This is a genomic window from Burkholderia contaminans (genome assembly GCF_029633825.1).
Classification (GTDB): Bacteria; Pseudomonadota; Gammaproteobacteria; order Burkholderiales; family Burkholderiaceae; genus Burkholderia; species Burkholderia contaminans.
In genome coordinates, this window is the sequence record NZ_CP090640.1 from 2156360 (window position 1) to 2170785 (window position 14426).

The 14426-nt window shown below is 64.7% G+C and carries 12 protein-coding genes; all 12 read left to right on the forward strand.

The annotated features are described in order from the left end of the window. Positions 1–228: 228 nt before the first annotated feature. The 12 genes from gyrA (at position 229) to LXE91_RS10115 (ending at position 14421) form a co-directional block, all read left to right on the forward strand. Positions 229–2832, forward strand: a complete 2604-nt coding sequence (gyrA, locus tag LXE91_RS10060) for a DNA gyrase subunit A (protein ID WP_039343282.1) — start codon at positions 229–231, stop codon at positions 2830–2832. Positions 2833–2915: 83 nt separating this feature from the next. Beyond that, on the forward strand, positions 2916–3515 hold the full coding sequence (locus tag LXE91_RS10065; RefSeq protein ID WP_006486966.1) for a DUF2059 domain-containing protein: 600 nt from the start codon (positions 2916–2918) through the stop codon (positions 3513–3515). Positions 3516–3670: 155 nt separating this feature from the next. Beyond that, entirely contained in the window at positions 3671–4753 is a 1083-nt protein-coding gene (serC, locus tag LXE91_RS10070; RefSeq protein ID WP_039343280.1) for a 3-phosphoserine/phosphohydroxythreonine transaminase, read from the forward strand. Between the two features lie 33 nt (positions 4754–4786). Continuing rightward, on the forward strand, positions 4787–5869 hold the full coding sequence (gene pheA / locus LXE91_RS10075) for a prephenate dehydratase (RefSeq protein ID WP_039343277.1): 1083 nt from the start codon (positions 4787–4789) through the stop codon (positions 5867–5869). A 186-nt stretch (positions 5870–6055) separates the two neighbouring features. Further along, positions 6056–6982, forward strand: coding sequence for a prephenate dehydrogenase/arogenate dehydrogenase family protein (locus LXE91_RS10080; RefSeq protein ID WP_039343273.1), 927 nt, complete (start codon positions 6056–6058; stop codon positions 6980–6982). A gap of 13 nt (positions 6983–6995) precedes the next feature. Continuing rightward, positions 6996–8300, forward strand: a complete 1305-nt coding sequence (gene aroA, locus LXE91_RS10085; protein WP_039343269.1) for a 3-phosphoshikimate 1-carboxyvinyltransferase — start codon at positions 6996–6998, stop codon at positions 8298–8300. A gap of 13 nt (positions 8301–8313) precedes the next feature. After that, positions 8314–9000, forward strand: coding sequence for a (d)CMP kinase (gene cmk / locus LXE91_RS10090; protein ID WP_039343267.1), 687 nt, complete (start codon positions 8314–8316; stop codon positions 8998–9000). A 141-nt stretch (positions 9001–9141) separates the two neighbouring features. Continuing rightward, a complete protein-coding gene (rpsA, locus tag LXE91_RS10095; protein ID WP_011544885.1) occupies positions 9142–10854 on the forward strand; it encodes a 30S ribosomal protein S1 in 1713 nt (570 codons plus the stop codon). A gap of 22 nt (positions 10855–10876) precedes the next feature. After that, the gene (locus tag LXE91_RS10100; RefSeq protein ID WP_006486894.1) at positions 10877–11200 is read left to right on the forward strand and encodes an integration host factor subunit beta; all 324 of its coding nucleotides are present in this window, start codon (positions 10877–10879) and stop codon (positions 11198–11200) included. 210 nt (positions 11201–11410) lie between these two features. Then, positions 11411–11704: a lipopolysaccharide assembly protein LapA domain-containing protein gene (locus LXE91_RS10105; RefSeq protein ID WP_021157458.1), complete on the forward strand. Its 294-nt coding sequence runs from the start codon at positions 11411–11413 to the stop codon at positions 11702–11704. A 53-nt stretch (positions 11705–11757) separates the two neighbouring features. Next, a complete protein-coding gene (lapB, locus tag LXE91_RS10110) occupies positions 11758–12930 on the forward strand; it encodes a lipopolysaccharide assembly protein LapB (protein ID WP_039343261.1) in 1173 nt (390 codons plus the stop codon). A 90-nt stretch (positions 12931–13020) separates the two neighbouring features. Next, the gene (locus tag LXE91_RS10115) at positions 13021–14421 is read left to right on the forward strand and encodes a UDP-glucose dehydrogenase family protein (protein ID WP_039343259.1); all 1401 of its coding nucleotides are present in this window, start codon (positions 13021–13023) and stop codon (positions 14419–14421) included. The last annotated feature ends 5 nt before the right edge of the window (positions 14422–14426 follow it).

The following is a 14426-nucleotide window of genomic DNA, read 5'->3' on the forward strand; positions in this document are numbered from 1 at the left end:
CTTGTGCGCGTGAAACGCGGCGGGTGCGATTGCCTGCGACGTCGAGTCGCGCGCGATTTCAGCCGATGATTTCGCCGATTCGTCGTGGCCGCGATTTTTGCTGTTTACATATAGAGGGGGAGGCGGATTGGCGGCTGATGGGCGCATGTTAGAATCTCGCGTTGCGTTGCGCATGCAGCGCCCACGCGAAAGGCGTTCGCCGTCTTCGCTCCGAAACGATACGGATACATGGATCAATTCGCCAAAGAGACCCTGCCCACCTCCCTAGAGGAGGAAATGCGCCGTTCGTATCTCGATTACGCGATGAGCGTGATCGTCGGACGTGCCCTCCCGGATGTCCGCGATGGCCTGAAACCCGTGCATCGGCGCGTGTTGTTCGCGATGCACGAACTGAACAACGACTGGAACCGCGCGTACAAGAAGTCGGCGCGTATCGTCGGTGACGTGATCGGTAAATATCACCCTCACGGCGACACGGCGGTCTACGACACGATCGTGCGGATGGCGCAGGACTTCTCACTGCGCTACATGCTGATCGACGGGCAGGGCAACTTCGGCTCGATCGACGGCGACAATGCCGCGGCGATGCGTTACACCGAAATTCGCATGGCGAAGATCGGCCACGAGCTGCTCGCCGACATCGACAAGGAAACGGTCGATTTCGAGCCGAACTACGACGGCAACGAAATGCAGCCGTCGGTCCTGCCGTCGCGCATCCCGAACCTGCTGATCAACGGCTCGTCGGGAATCGCGGTCGGCATGGCGACCAACATCCCGCCACACAACCTGAACGAAGTCGTCGACGCGTGCCAGCATCTGCTCGGCAACCCGGAAGCGACGATCGACGAGCTGATCGAGATCATCCCGGCGCCGGATTTCCCGACGGCCGGCATCATCTACGGCGTCGCCGGCGTGCGCGACGGCTATCGCACCGGGCGCGGCCGCGTCGTGATGCGCGCGGCCACGCACTTCGAGGAGATCGACCGCGGCCAGCGGATGGCGATCATCGTCGACGAGCTGCCGTACCAGGTGAACAAGCGCTCGCTGCTCGAGCGGATCGCCGAGCTCGTCAACGAGAAGAAGCTCGAAGGCATCTCCGACATCCGCGACGAGTCGGACAAGAGCGGCATGCGTGTCGTGATCGAGCTCAAGCGCGGTGAAGTGCCGGAAGTGGTGCTGAACAACCTGTACAAGGCGACGCAGCTGCAGGATACGTTCGGCATGAACATGGTCGCGCTCGTCGACGGCCAGCCGAAGCTGCTGAACCTGAAGGAAATCCTGCAGTGCTTCCTGTCGCATCGACGCGAAGTGCTGACGCGCCGCACGATCTACGAACTGCGCAAGGCCCGCGAACGCGGCCACGTGCTCGAAGGTCTCGCGGTCGCGCTCGCGAACATCGACGAGTTCATCGCGATCATCAAGGCCGCGCCGACGCCGCCGATCGCGAAGGCGGAGTTGATGGCGAAGCCGTGGGATTCGTCGCTCGTGCGCGAGATGCTCACGCGTGCCGAGAGCGAGAACGCGGCGGCCGGCGGCCGCTCCGCGTACCGCCCGGAAGGCCTGAACCCGGCGTTCGGCATGCAGGCCGACGGGCTGTACCGCCTGTCCGACACGCAGGCCCAGGAAATCCTGCAGATGCGTCTGCAGCGCCTGACCGGCCTCGAGCAGGACAAGATCATCGGCGAGTACCGCGAAGTGATGGCACAGATCGCCGACCTGCTGGACATCCTCGCGCGCCCCGAGCGGATCACGACGATGATCGGCGAGGAACTGACCTCGGTGAAGGCCGAGTTCGGCGATGCGCGCCGCTCGAAGATCGAGCTGAACGCGACCGAGCTGAACACCGAGGATCTGATCACGCCGCAGGACATGGTCGTCACGATGTCGCATGCGGGCTACGTGAAGTCGCAGCCGCTGTCCGAGTACCGAGCGCAGAAGCGCGGCGGTCGCGGCAAGCAGGCGACGCAGATGAAGGAAGACGACTGGATCGAGACGCTGTTCATCGCGAACACGCACGACTACATCCTGTGCTTCTCGAACCGCGGCCGCGTGTACTGGGTCAAGGTCTATGAAGTGCCGCAGGGCTCGCGCAACTCGCGCGGCCGCCCGATCGTCAACATGTTCCCGCTGCAGGAAGGCGAGAAGATCAACGTCGTGCTGCCGGTCAAGGAATTCTCGGCCGACAAGTTCATCTTCATGGCAACGTCGCTCGGCACCGTGAAGAAGACGCCGCTCGAGGCATTCAGCCGTCCGATGAAGAAGGGCATCATCGCGGTCGGCCTCGACGAAGGCGACTACCTGATCGGTGCGTCGATCACCGACGGCGCGCACGACGTGATGCTGTTCTCGGACTCCGGCAAGGCCGTGCGCTTCGACGAGAACGACGTGCGTCCGATGGGGCGCGAGGCGCGCGGTGTGCGCGGCATGCAGCTGGAAGACGGGCAGCAGGTCATCGCGATGCTGGTTGCCGGCAGCGAGGAGCAGACGGTGCTCACCGCGACCGAGAACGGTTACGGCAAGCGCACGCCGATCACCGAGTACACGCGTCACGGTCGCGGCACGAAGGGTATGATCGCGATCCAGACGTCCGAGCGCAACGGCAAGGTCGTGGCTGCCACGCTCGTCGATGCCGAGGATCAGATCATGCTGATCACGACGGCCGGCGTGTTGATTCGCACCCGTGTTTCCGAGATTCGCGAGATGGGGCGCGCCACGCAAGGTGTTACACTCATCAGTCTCGATGAGGGTACGAAGCTCTCTGGCCTGCAGCAGATCGCCGAGGCCGAAGAGGGAGAGGGCGAAGCCGACGAGGCGTCGGACGGCGAAGCCTGAAGAACGGATGAGACTCTGGCCGCCGCGGGCGAAAAGCGCCGCGGCCGGCGAGCAACCATTCATATTTCCAAAAGGGAGTGATGATGCAAAAGCAATTCAAGCAACTGGTTCTGCTGGCTGCACTGGTGCCGACGTTCGCGATGGCGCAAGCGCTGTCGAATTCCGCACCGGCAGCTCCGGCGGCAGCTGCGCCGATCGACGCCGACAAGAAGGCAGCGATCAAGGATCTGCTCGACGCGATCGACGCGCCGAAGCTCGTGTCGGCAATCGGCAACAGCGCCGAAATGCAGGCCAAGCAACTCGTCCCGGCGATCCTGTCGGACGCACTGTCGGAAAACAAGACGCTGAACGACAAGCAGAAGCAGGCTGCCGTTCCGACGCTGCAGAAGAACGCGGTGCCGAAGCTGGTTGACGGCGCAGGCAAGGTGTTCGGCACGCAGCAGTTCCAGAGCGACGCGATGTCGGCTCAGTACGACGCGTACGCGAAGTACTACAGCACGTCGGAGATCAAGGATCTGACGACGTTCTACAAGAGCCCGACGGGCCGCAAGTTCATCCAGGTTCAGGACCAGGTCGGTCGCGACGTGGTCAACGGCCTGATGCAGAAGTACATGCCGCAAGCTATCCAGGCAACGCGCACGCAGGCTGACAAGGAAGTCGCAGCAGTCAAGCCGGGCAAGTAAAGCCGTCGGGGTACGCCCCCGGCCGTTCGGCCGGGTTTGGCGGGAGCCAGACGACAGTGCGATAATGGCCGTTTGCGCGCGAGCGCAAGCGGCCATTTCTTTTCTGGCGCGTTCTGCCGGCGGCGAGCCGGTCGCGTCCCTCCGAGGTTTTCACGATGCGCGTCTTTAATTTCTCCGCCGGCCCCGCGGCGATGCCCGAGGAAGTGCTGCGACAAGCGGCCGACGAAATGCTCGACTGGCACGGCAGCGGCATGAGCGTGATGGAGATGAGCCATCGCGGCAAGGAATTCATGTCGATCCACGAGGCCGCGCTGACCGACCTGCGCGACCTGCTCGGCGTGCCGGCCAGTCACCGGATCCTGTTCCTGCAGGGCGGCGGCATCGCGGAAAACGCGATCGTACCGATGAACCTGCTCGGGTCGCGCACGACGGCCGACTTCGTCGTCACGGGCTCGTGGTCGCAGAAATCGTTCAACGAGGCGAGGAAATACGGCACGCCCCATCTCGCCGCAACCGGCAAGACGGAAGACGGCTTCACGCGTGCGCCCGCGCGCGCCGAATGGCAGCTGTCGGACGATCCGGCCTACGTGCATCTGTGTACCAACGAGACGATCGACGGCGTCGAGACGTTCGAGATTCCCGATCTCGGCGACGTACCGCTGGTTGCTGATGTCTCGTCGCACATCCTGTCGCGTCCGATGGACGTCGCGAAGTACGGCGTGCTGTTCGGCGGCGCGCAGAAGAACATCGGGATGGCCGGCGTGACGCTCGTGATCGTGCGCGAGGATCTGCTCGACCGCGCGCTGTCGATCTGCCCGTCCGCGTTCGAGTGGAAGACCATCGCGGCGAACAACTCGCTGTACAACACGCCGCCCACCTACGCGATCTATATCGCGGGCCTGGTGTTCCAGTGGCTGAAGCGGCAGGGTGGCCTCGAAGCGATCGAGGCCCGCAATATCGAAAAAGCGAAGCTGCTCTACGACACGATCGATGCGAGCAGTTTCTATCTGAACAAGGTCGAGCCGGCAGCACGTTCGCGGATGAACGTGCCGTTTTTCCTGGCCGACGAAACGCGCAACGAAGACTTCCTTGCCGGCGCAAAGGCGCGCGGGCTGCTGCAGCTGAAGGGCCACAAGTCCGTCGGCGGCATGCGGGCGTCGATCTACAACGCGGTGCCGCTCGAGGGCGTGAAAGCGCTCGTCGAGTACATGAAGGACTTCGAGCAGCGCGGCGCCTGACGGCGGCGCTGTTCAAACAGCACGGCAAAACGCATGGACGACGAACTGAATTCCCGCCTGAAACCGCTGCGCGATCGCATCGATGCGATCGACGCGCAGCTGATCGCGCTCCTCAACCAGCGCGCCGCGGTGGCGCTGGAGGTGGGCGAGGTCAAGAAGCATTTCAACGCGCCGGTGTTCCGGCCGGAGCGCGAGCTGCAAGTGATCGCGCGGCTGCAGGACATGAGCGCGGGGCCGCTCGAGAGCGAGCACATCAGCGCGATCTGGCGCGAGATCATGGCCGCGAGCCGCGCGCTCGAGCAGACGATCCACGTCGCGTTCCTCGGGCCGGTCGGCACGTATAGCGAGCAGGCGATGCTCGAGTATTTCGGCCAGTCGATCGAGGGGCTGCCGTGCCCGTCGATCGACGAGGTGTTCCGCTCGGTCGAGGCCGGCGCATCCGCGTTCGGTATCGCGCCGGTCGAGAATTCGACCGAAGGTGCCGTCTCGCGCACGCTCGATCTGCTGCTGCAGACGCAGCTGCTGATCAGCGGCGAACTCGCGCTGCCGATCCATCACAACCTGTTGACGCAGAGCGGCACGCTCGACGGCGTGAAACGCGTCTGCGCACACGCGCAGGCGCTGGCGCAATGCCAGCAGTGGCTTGCGGCAAATGCGCCGCAGCTCGAGCGGCAGGCGGTGGCGAGCAACGCGGAGGCCGCGCGTCTCGCGGCGGCCGATCCGACCGTCGCGGCGATCGCGGGCGACCGCGCAGCCGCACACTACGGCTTGCAGATCGCGTTCTCGCTGATCCAGGACGATCCGCACAACCGCACGCGCTTCGTGATCATCGGCAAGCAGCCGGCCGGACAGAGCGGTCACGACCAGACGTCGCTGATCGTGTCGGTGAAGAACGAGCCGGGCGCCGTGTTCAAGCTGCTCGAGCCGCTCGCGCGGCATGGCGTGTCGATGACGCGCTTCGAGTCGCGTCCGGCGCGCGTCGGCACGTGGGAGTACTACTTCTACATCGACATCGAAGGGCACCGGGACGATGCGTCGGTTGCGGCCGCGCTCGCGGAACTCGGCCAGAAGGCCGCGTTCCTGAAGATACTCGGTTCGTATCCGCGCGCACGCTGATGCGTGGCGGCCCGTCGCCTGTTTGCGCAGGCGTTGGGGCCGGGCGGGCAGGGCAGGCCGATCGGCGCTGCCGAAGGCGGGTTCGGGCGGCATCCGGCGCAGGTTGCGCCGGCTGCGGGCCCGTTGCCCGGAATCTGGAATTCCGCGTGCGGGGCGTCGTCCTGTGCGCGTAACTTGGCTCTTGTCGTGTCAGGCTTTGCATTCAACAAACTGGTCATCTTCGGCGTCGGCCTGATCGGCGGATCGCTGGCCCGCGCGCTGCGCGAGCGCGCGCCGGGCGGCGCGGGCGAGGTTGTCGGCGTGGGGCGTTCACGTACTTCGGTCGAGCGTGCGCTCGCACTCGGCGTGATCGACCGCGCGGCGGCGCTCGACGACGATGCGCAATTGCGCGACGCACTGGCTGGCGCCGATCTGGTGCTGCTGGCCGCACCCGTCGCGCAAACGGGCCCGTTGCTCGCGCGCATCGCGCCGTGGCTTGAAGCGACGACAATCGTCACCGATGCGGGCAGTACCAAGTCCGATGTCGTCGCGGCCGCGCGCGCAGCGCTCGGCGCACGGATCGCGCAGTTCGTGCCGGGGCACCCGATCGCCGGTCGCGAGTCGAGCGGCGTCGAGGCCGCGTTACCGGATCTGTACGTCGGCCGTAACGTCGTGTTGTGCCCGCTGCCGGAGAACGCACCCGAATGGGTCGCGCGGATCGACGCGATGTGGCGCGCAACGGGCGCCGATGTGCGCACGATGAGCACGGAGCAGCACGATCGCGTGTTTGCGTCGATCAGCCATCTGCCGCACGTGCTGTCATTCGCGCTCGTCGAGCAGATCCTCGGCGAGGCCGACGCGGAGCTGAAATTTTCGTATGCGGCGGGCGGCTTCCGCGATTTCACGCGCATCGCAGCGTCGAGTCCGGAGATGTGGCGCGACGTGTGCGTCGCGAACCGCGCGGCGCTGCTCGATGAACTCGATGGCTACACGCGTGTGCTCACGCGGCTGCGTGCGGCGATCGACGCCGGCGACGGCGCGGCGCTCGAAGCGGTGTTCACGCGCTCGCGTGCCGCACGCAAGGCATGGCAGGAGCGCGGCGGCGCGCCCGCTGCCGAACCGGTCAAGAAATAACAGGACGATTCCCATGGACTACCTCGATCTCGGCCCGTACTCCAGCGCTTCGGGCACCGTGCGCCTGCCCGGCTCGAAGAGCATTTCGAACCGCGTGCTGCTGCTCGCGGCGCTCGCCGAAGGCGAAACGACGATCACCAACCTGCTCGACTCCGACGACACGCGCGTGATGCTCGACGCTCTCGGCAAGCTCGGCGTGAAGCTCGCGCGCGACGGCGACACCTGCGTGGTCACCGGCACGCGCGGCGCATTCACCGCGAAGACGGCCGATCTGTTCCTCGGCAACGCGGGCACGGCCGTGCGGCCGCTGACCGCCGCGCTCGCCGTGAACGGCGGCGATTATCGCGTGCACGGCGTGCCGCGCATGCACGAGCGGCCGATCGGCGATCTCGTCGACGGCTTGCGACAAATCGGCGCGCAGATCGACTACGAGCTGAACGAAGGCTACCCGCCGCTGCGGATCAAGCCCGCGAACATTTCCGTCGACGCGCCGATCCGCGTGCGTGGCGACGTGTCGAGCCAGTTCCTCACGGCACTGCTGATGACGCTGCCGCTCGTGAAGGCAAAGGACGGCAAGATCGTCGTCGAGGTCGACGGCGAACTGATCTCGAAGCCGTACATCGACATCACCATCCGGCTGATGGAGCGCTTCGGCGTGACCGTCGAGCGCGACGGCTGGCAGCGCTTCGTCGTGCCCGCCGGCGTCCGCTACCGTTCGCCGGGCCGGATCATGGTCGAGGGTGATGCGTCGTCCGCATCGTACTTCCTCGCGGCCGGCGCGCTTGGCGGCGGCCCGCTGCGCGTCGAAGGCGTGGGGCGCGCGAGCATCCAGGGCGATGTCGGCTTCGCGAACGCGCTGATGCAGATGGGCGCGAACGTGACGATGGGCGACGACTGGATCGACGTGCGCGGCATCGGCCACGACCACGGCAAGCTCGAGCCGATCGACATGGACTTCAACCTGATCCCCGATGCGGCGATGACCATCGCGGTCGCGGCGTTGTTCGCGAACGGCACGAGCACGCTGCGCAACATCGCGAGCTGGCGCGTGAAGGAAACCGACCGCATCGCCGCGATGGCGACCGAGTTGCGCAAGGTCGGCGCGATCATCGAGGAAGGCCCTGACTACCTCGTCGTCACGCCGCCGGAAAAGCTCACGCCGAACGCGGCGATCGACACCTACGACGATCACCGGATGGCGATGTGCTTCTCGCTCATCAGCCTCGGCGGCGTGCCCGTGCGGATCAACGATCCGAAGTGCGTCGGCAAGACGTTCCCCGACTATTTCGACCGCTTCGCCGCGCTCGCCAAAGCCTGACCCCACTGTTCTGATGAAATCGACCCGCCCCTTTCACCCGACCCCCGTCATCACGATCGACGGCCCGACTGCTTCCGGCAAGGGCACCGTCGCCGCGCTCGTCGCCGCGCATCTTGGCTTCCACTTGCTCGACAGCGGCGCGCTGTACCGGCTCGCCGCGCTCGCGAGCGTGCGCTACGGCATCGAGGCGGAGGACATCGACGCGCTGGTGAAGCTGATCGACGATCTCCACATCACGTTCCGCGAAGGCTGCGCGCAGCTCGACGGCGTCGATGTGTCGAACGACATCCGCGCCGAGGCGGTCGGCAACCGCGCATCGGCGATTGCCGTGCACGGGCCGGTGCGCACCGCGCTCGTCGCGCGCCAGCGCGCGTTCCGCAAGACGCCGGGCCTCGTTGCAGACGGGCGCGACATGGGTACCGTGATCTTCCCGGACGCCGTGCTGAAGGTGTTCCTGACGGCCAGCGCCGAGGCGCGCGCGACCAGGCGGCATAAGCAATTGATGCAAAAAGGTTTTTCTGCTAATATAGATGACTTGCTCCGGGATCTTCGTGAACGTGATGCGCGCGACAGCAATCGCGCGGCCGCGCCGCTGAAGCCGGCGGCAGATGCCAAGCTGCTCGATACGTCGGCGCTTTCGGTCGATGAAGCCGTCGACCAGGTGCTGCAGTGGTACCGGGCGCTCGGCCAGCCCGCCTGAGAAGGCGGGCAGCGGTAGGTGCTCCGCGCGTAAGTGCGAAGCGTGTTTCGAACCCTTAACCCCGTGTGGACTTCGATCTGGCCCTTTCAGCCTGCCATTCCGGCCGGCGTGGCACAGCGATCCATGCACAATCAGATTTTTATGTCCGACCTGCAAACCTCTACCCCGAATACTGAATCTTTCGCGGCTCTGTTCGAAGAGTCGCTGACCCGCCAAGACATGCGCGCCGGCGAAGTGATTTCCGCCGAAGTCGTGCGCGTCGACCACAACTTCGTGGTCGTCAATGCAGGCCTGAAGTCCGAGGCTTACATTCCGATCGAGGAATTCCTGAACGATCAGGGCGAGGTTGAGGTGCAGTCGGGCGATTTCGTGTCCGTCGCAATCGACGCACTCGAAAACGGCTACGGCGACACGATCCTGTCGCGCGACAAGGCGAAGCGCCTTGCATCGTGGCTGTCGCTGGAAAAGGCGCTCGACAACAACGAGCTCGTCACCGGCACGATCACCGGCAAGGTGAAGGGCGGCATGACCGTGATGGTCAACGGCATCCGCGCGTTCCTGCCGGGTTCGCTGGTCGACACGCGTCCGGTCAAGGACACGACCCCGTACGAAGGCAAGACGCTCGAGTTCCGCGTGATCAAGCTCGATCGCAAGCGTAACAACGTCGTGCTGTCGCGTCGTGCAGTGATCGAAGCAACCCAAGGCGAAGAGCGCGCGAAGCTGCTCGAGACGCTGAAGGAAGGCGCGATCGTCAACGGCGTGGTCAAGAACATCACCGACTACGGCGCGTTCGTCGACCTCGGCGGCATCGACGGCCTGCTGCACATCACCGACATCGCATGGCGTCGTGTGCGTCACCCGAGCGAAGTCCTGTCGGTTGGCCAGGAAGTCACCGCGAAGATCCTCAAGTTCGACCAGGAGAAGAACCGCGTCTCGCTGGGCATCAAGCAACTGGGCGACGATCCGTGGGAAGGCATCTCGCGCCGTTACCCGTCGGGCACGCGCCTGTTCGGCAAGGTCACGAACATCACCGACTACGGCGCATTCGTCGAAGTGGAATCGGGCATCGAAGGCCTCGTCCACGTGTCGGAAATGGACTGGACCAACAAGAACGTTGCTCCGTCGAAGGTTGTCCAGCTGGGCGACGAAGTCGAAGTCATGGTCCTCGAGATCGACGAAGACCGCCGTCGTATCAGCCTCGGCATGAAGCAGTGCAAGCCGAATCCGTGGGATGACTTCAGCCGCAACTTCAAGAAGGGCGACAAGATCACGGGCGCAATCAAGTCGATCACCGACTTCGGCGTGTTCATCGGTCTGCCGGGCGGCATCGACGGCCTGGTCCACCTGTCGGACCTGTCGTGGAGCGAAGCTGGCGAAGAGGCTGTTCGCAAGTACAAGAAGGGCGACGAAGTCGAAGCAATCGTGCTCGGTATCGACGTCGAGAAGGAACGTATTTCGCTCGGCATCAAGCAGCTCGAAGGCGATCCGTTCAGCAACTACGTTGCAATGAACGACAAGGGCTCGATCGTCGACGGCGTCGTGAAGACGGTCGATGCGAAGGGTGCGGTCGTTACGCTGACGGGCGACATCGAAGGCTACCTGCGTGCATCGGAAATCTCGCAGGATCGCGTCGAAGACGCACGCAACGTGCTGAAGGAAGGCGACAAGGTCAACGCGATGGTGATCAACATCGATCGCAAGTCGCGCGGCATCAACCTGTCGATCAAGGCGAAGGATTCGGCCGAACAACAGGAAGCGATCCGCGGCCTGCAGTCGGACTCCAGCGCTGCTGCGACCGGTACGACCAACCTCGGCGCGCTGCTGAAGGCGAAGCTCGACGGCCAGAACCAGTAAGCCTCACGAGGTCTGCTGAAGTATGACCAAATCCGAGTTGGTCGCGCAGCTGGCATCGCGATTTCCGCAACTTGTCCTCAAGGATGCGGATTTCGCGGTGAAAACGATGCTCGATGCGATGTCCGACGCCCTGGCGAAAGGGCATCGCATTGAAATTCGGGGTTTCGGCAGCTTTGGCCTCAACCGTCGCCCGGCGCGCGTCGGACGCAACCCGAAGTCAGGAGAGAAAGTGCAGGTGCCCGAGAAGTTCGTGCCGCACTTCAAGCCTGGCAAGGAATTGCGCGAACGCGTCGACGGCCGCGCCGGTGAACCGCTGAAGGCTGATGATCCGGACGACGAGCGTTAAGCGTCATCCGGTTTGCCCGGAACCCATCCGGCGAAGGCTGAAAAGAAAAGCGCCCCTTGCGGGCGCTTTTTTCATTTCCGGCGATCGCCGCGCGACGGATGCGCGCAGGATCTGCGCAGCCGCGGAAACGCATCCTTTACAATACGGGTCGATTCGGCGCGACGAAGGGGAGTCGCGCGCCGCGGCAAACCTCAACAAAGAGAGGGCTTCATGAAGTTTATCGTCTGGCTGATCCGGGTATTGGTGTTCGTACTGCTGCTGGTGCTTGCGCTGGCCAATACGCAAACCGCGACGCTGAATTTCGTTGCCGGCTATTCATGGCAAGCGCCGCTGATCCTGATCGGCCTGGCGTTCTTCGCCGTGGGGCTGCTGGCCGGCTTGCTGTCCGCGCTGCCTTCGATCTTCCGCCTGCGTCTCGAGAACGGGCGCCTGAAGCGCGATCTGCGTGCGGCGCGCGAAACGCCGGCCGTCATCGACCAGCCGCCGATGCCGCCCGTCATTTAACACGGACGCCGCGCGATCATCGCGCGGTTTTCGTCTCTGCTTCGATATTTCGCATGGATCTGGATTTCTGGTGGTTGCTCGCGATTCCGGTCGCGTTCGCGCTTGGTTGGGCGGCGTCTCGCTACGACCTGAAGAATCTCCTGTCGGAGAGTGCCAACCTGCCGCGATCGTATTTTCGCGGCCTGAATTTTCTGTTGAACGAACAACCCGACAAGGCGATCGATGCGTTCATCGAGGTCGCCAAGCTCGATCCCGAGACGGTCGAGCTGCACTTCGCGCTCGGCAACCTGTTTCGCCGCCGGGGCGAGACCGATCGCGCGATCCGCGTGCACCAGAACCTGCTGAGCCGCACGGACCTGCCGGTCAACGAGCGCGATCACGCGCTGTACGAGCTTGGCCAGGACTTCCTGAAGGCCGGGTTGCTGGATCGTGCCGAAGAGGCGTTTCACAAGCTCGCCGACGGCGATTACGCGCTCGGTGCGCAGCGGGCGCTGCTGACGATCTACGAGATCGAGAAGGACTGGAACAAATCGATCGATACGGCGAAGCGCATCGAGTCGATGAGCGACAAGCCGCTCGGCGTCGAAATTGCCCAGTTCCACTGCGAACTCGCTCAGGACGCGCTGCAGCGCAAGAACGCGATAGCGGCCGCCGAACAACTGCGCCTGGCGCTGACCGTGAACCCGCAGAACGTTCGCGCGACGGTGCTGTCCGGCGACGCGGCGGAAGCCGAGGGCAACCACGCGGCCGCGATCGAGTACTGGAAGCGCGTCGAAGCGCAGAATCCTGCGTATCTGCCGCTCGTCGCCGACAAGCTGATGAAGGCGTATGTCGCGCTCGGCAAGAATGTCGAAGGCGCCGAGCTGCTGATGGGGTATATCGACCGCTATCCGTCGAACGACCTGCTCGACATCGCGTACCAGCACATTGCGGGGTTGCGTGGCCAGGACGCGGCGCACACGCTCGCGCGCACGCAGATGGAGAAGTCGCCGAACCTGTCGGGGATGCTGCATCTGCTCGACGCGCAAATTGCGGCGGCCGACGAACCGCGTCGTAAGGAACTTGAAATGATGCGTGCGCTGATCAAGCAGCGCACGAAGAATCTGCCGCGGTATACGTGCCAGAATTGCGGTTTCCGGGCACGGCTCTTCTATTGGCAGTGCCCAGGATGCAGCGGCTGGGAAACCTATGCGCCGCGCCGCGTCGAACCTGCGATGCCGGGCTGATCCCGGCACGCGGAGCCAACGCGCTGCGGTTGCCGCCGGGCTCGTCCCGGCGGCCAAGTTAGTCAATTACCGGGAAGTACCGGAACATCTATGAAAATCACCATCATCGGCACCGGCTATGTCGGTCTCGTCACGGGCGCCTGCCTCGCGGAGATCGGTCACGACGTCTTCTGTCTCGACGTCGATCAGCGCAAGATCGACATCCTGAACAACGGCGGGATGCCGATTCACGAACCGGGGCTGCTGGACATCATCGCGCGCAACCGCGCGGCGGGGCGCCTGCGCTTCTCGACCGATATCGAGGCGAGCGTCGCGCACGGCGAGATCCAGTTCATCGCCGTCGGCACGCCGCCCGACGAGGACGGCTCGGCCGACCTGCAGTATGTGCTCGAAGCCGCACGCAACATCGGCCGCCACATGACGAGCTTCAAGGTGATCGTCGACAAGTCGACCGTGCCGGTCGGCACCGCGCAGCGCGTGCGCGGCGTGGTCGACGAGGCGCTTGCCGCCCGCGGTCTGGCAGGCAGCGTCGCGCATCGCTTCTCGGTCGTGTCGAATCCGGAGTTCCTGAAGGAAGGCGCCGCGGTCGAAGACTTCATGCGTCCGGACCGGATCATCATCGGCGTCGACGGCGACGAGACGGGCACGATCGCGCGCGAGAAGATGAAGAAGCTTTACGCGCCGTTCAATCGCAACCACGAGCGCACGATCTACATGGACGTGCGTTCGGCCGAATTCGCGAAATACGCGGCGAACGCGATGCTCGCAACGCGCATCTCGTTCATGAACGAGATGTCGAATCTGGCCGACAAGGTCGGCGCCGACATCGAGGCCGTGCGCCGCGGGATCGGCTCCGATCCGCGCATCGGCTACCACTTCCTGTACGCCGGCGTCGGCTACGGCGGCTCGTGCTTCCCGAAGGACGTTCAGGCGCTGATTCGCACGGCCGGTGAGAATGGCCAGCCGCTGCGCATCCTGGAGGCCGTCGAGGCGGCCAACCATGCGCAGAAGGACGTGCTGATCAGCAAGATCGAGCAGCGCTTCGGCGCCGACCTGACCGGTCGCGAGTTCGCGGTCTGGGGCCTGGCGTTCAAGCCGAACACCGACGACATGCGCGAGGCGCCGAGCCGCCGCCTGATCGCCGCGCTGCTCGAACGCGGCGCGACCGTACGTGCGTACGATCCGGTCGCGGTCGACGAGGCGCGGCGCGTGTTTGCGCTCGATTTCGGCGCCGATGCGGACGCGCTGGCGCGGCTGCATCTCGTCGAGACGCAGGACATCGCCGTGACGGGCGCGGACGCGCTCGTGATCGTGACCGAGTGGAAGGAGTTCAGGAGCCCCGACTTCACGCGCCTGAAGGCCGAACTGAAGGCGCCGGTGATCTTCGACGGTCGCAACCTCTATGAGCCGGATGCGATGGCCGAACTGGGCATCGACTACTACGCGATCGGCCGGCCGTATGTCGATCCCCAGTCGTCTACCCGTGGCTGACCACA

Excerpts from the sequence above, each read along its gene's own strand:
- cmk (WP_039343267.1), top strand. The coding sequence starts at position 8,314 with ATGAAATCGACCCGCCCCTTTCACCCGACCCCCGTCATCACGATCGAC.
- lapB (WP_039343261.1), top strand. The coding sequence starts at position 11,758 with ATGGATCTGGATTTCTGGTGGTTGCTCGCGATTCCGGTCGCGTTCGCG.
- pheA (WP_039343277.1), top strand. The coding sequence starts at position 4,787 with ATGGACGACGAACTGAATTCCCGCCTGAAACCGCTGCGCGATCGCATC.
- LXE91_RS10105 (WP_021157458.1), top strand. The coding sequence starts at position 11,411 with ATGAAGTTTATCGTCTGGCTGATCCGGGTATTGGTGTTCGTACTGCTG.
- LXE91_RS10100 (WP_006486894.1), top strand. The coding sequence starts at position 10,877 with ATGACCAAATCCGAGTTGGTCGCGCAGCTGGCATCGCGATTTCCGCAA.
- LXE91_RS10065 (WP_006486966.1), top strand. The coding sequence starts at position 2,916 with ATGCAAAAGCAATTCAAGCAACTGGTTCTGCTGGCTGCACTGGTGCCG.
- serC (WP_039343280.1), top strand. The coding sequence starts at position 3,671 with ATGCGCGTCTTTAATTTCTCCGCCGGCCCCGCGGCGATGCCCGAGGAA.
- rpsA (WP_011544885.1), top strand. The coding sequence starts at position 9,142 with ATGTCCGACCTGCAAACCTCTACCCCGAATACTGAATCTTTCGCGGCT.
- aroA (WP_039343269.1), top strand. The coding sequence starts at position 6,996 with ATGGACTACCTCGATCTCGGCCCGTACTCCAGCGCTTCGGGCACCGTG.
- LXE91_RS10115 (WP_039343259.1), top strand. The coding sequence starts at position 13,021 with ATGAAAATCACCATCATCGGCACCGGCTATGTCGGTCTCGTCACGGGC.
- gyrA (WP_039343282.1), top strand. The coding sequence starts at position 229 with ATGGATCAATTCGCCAAAGAGACCCTGCCCACCTCCCTAGAGGAGGAA.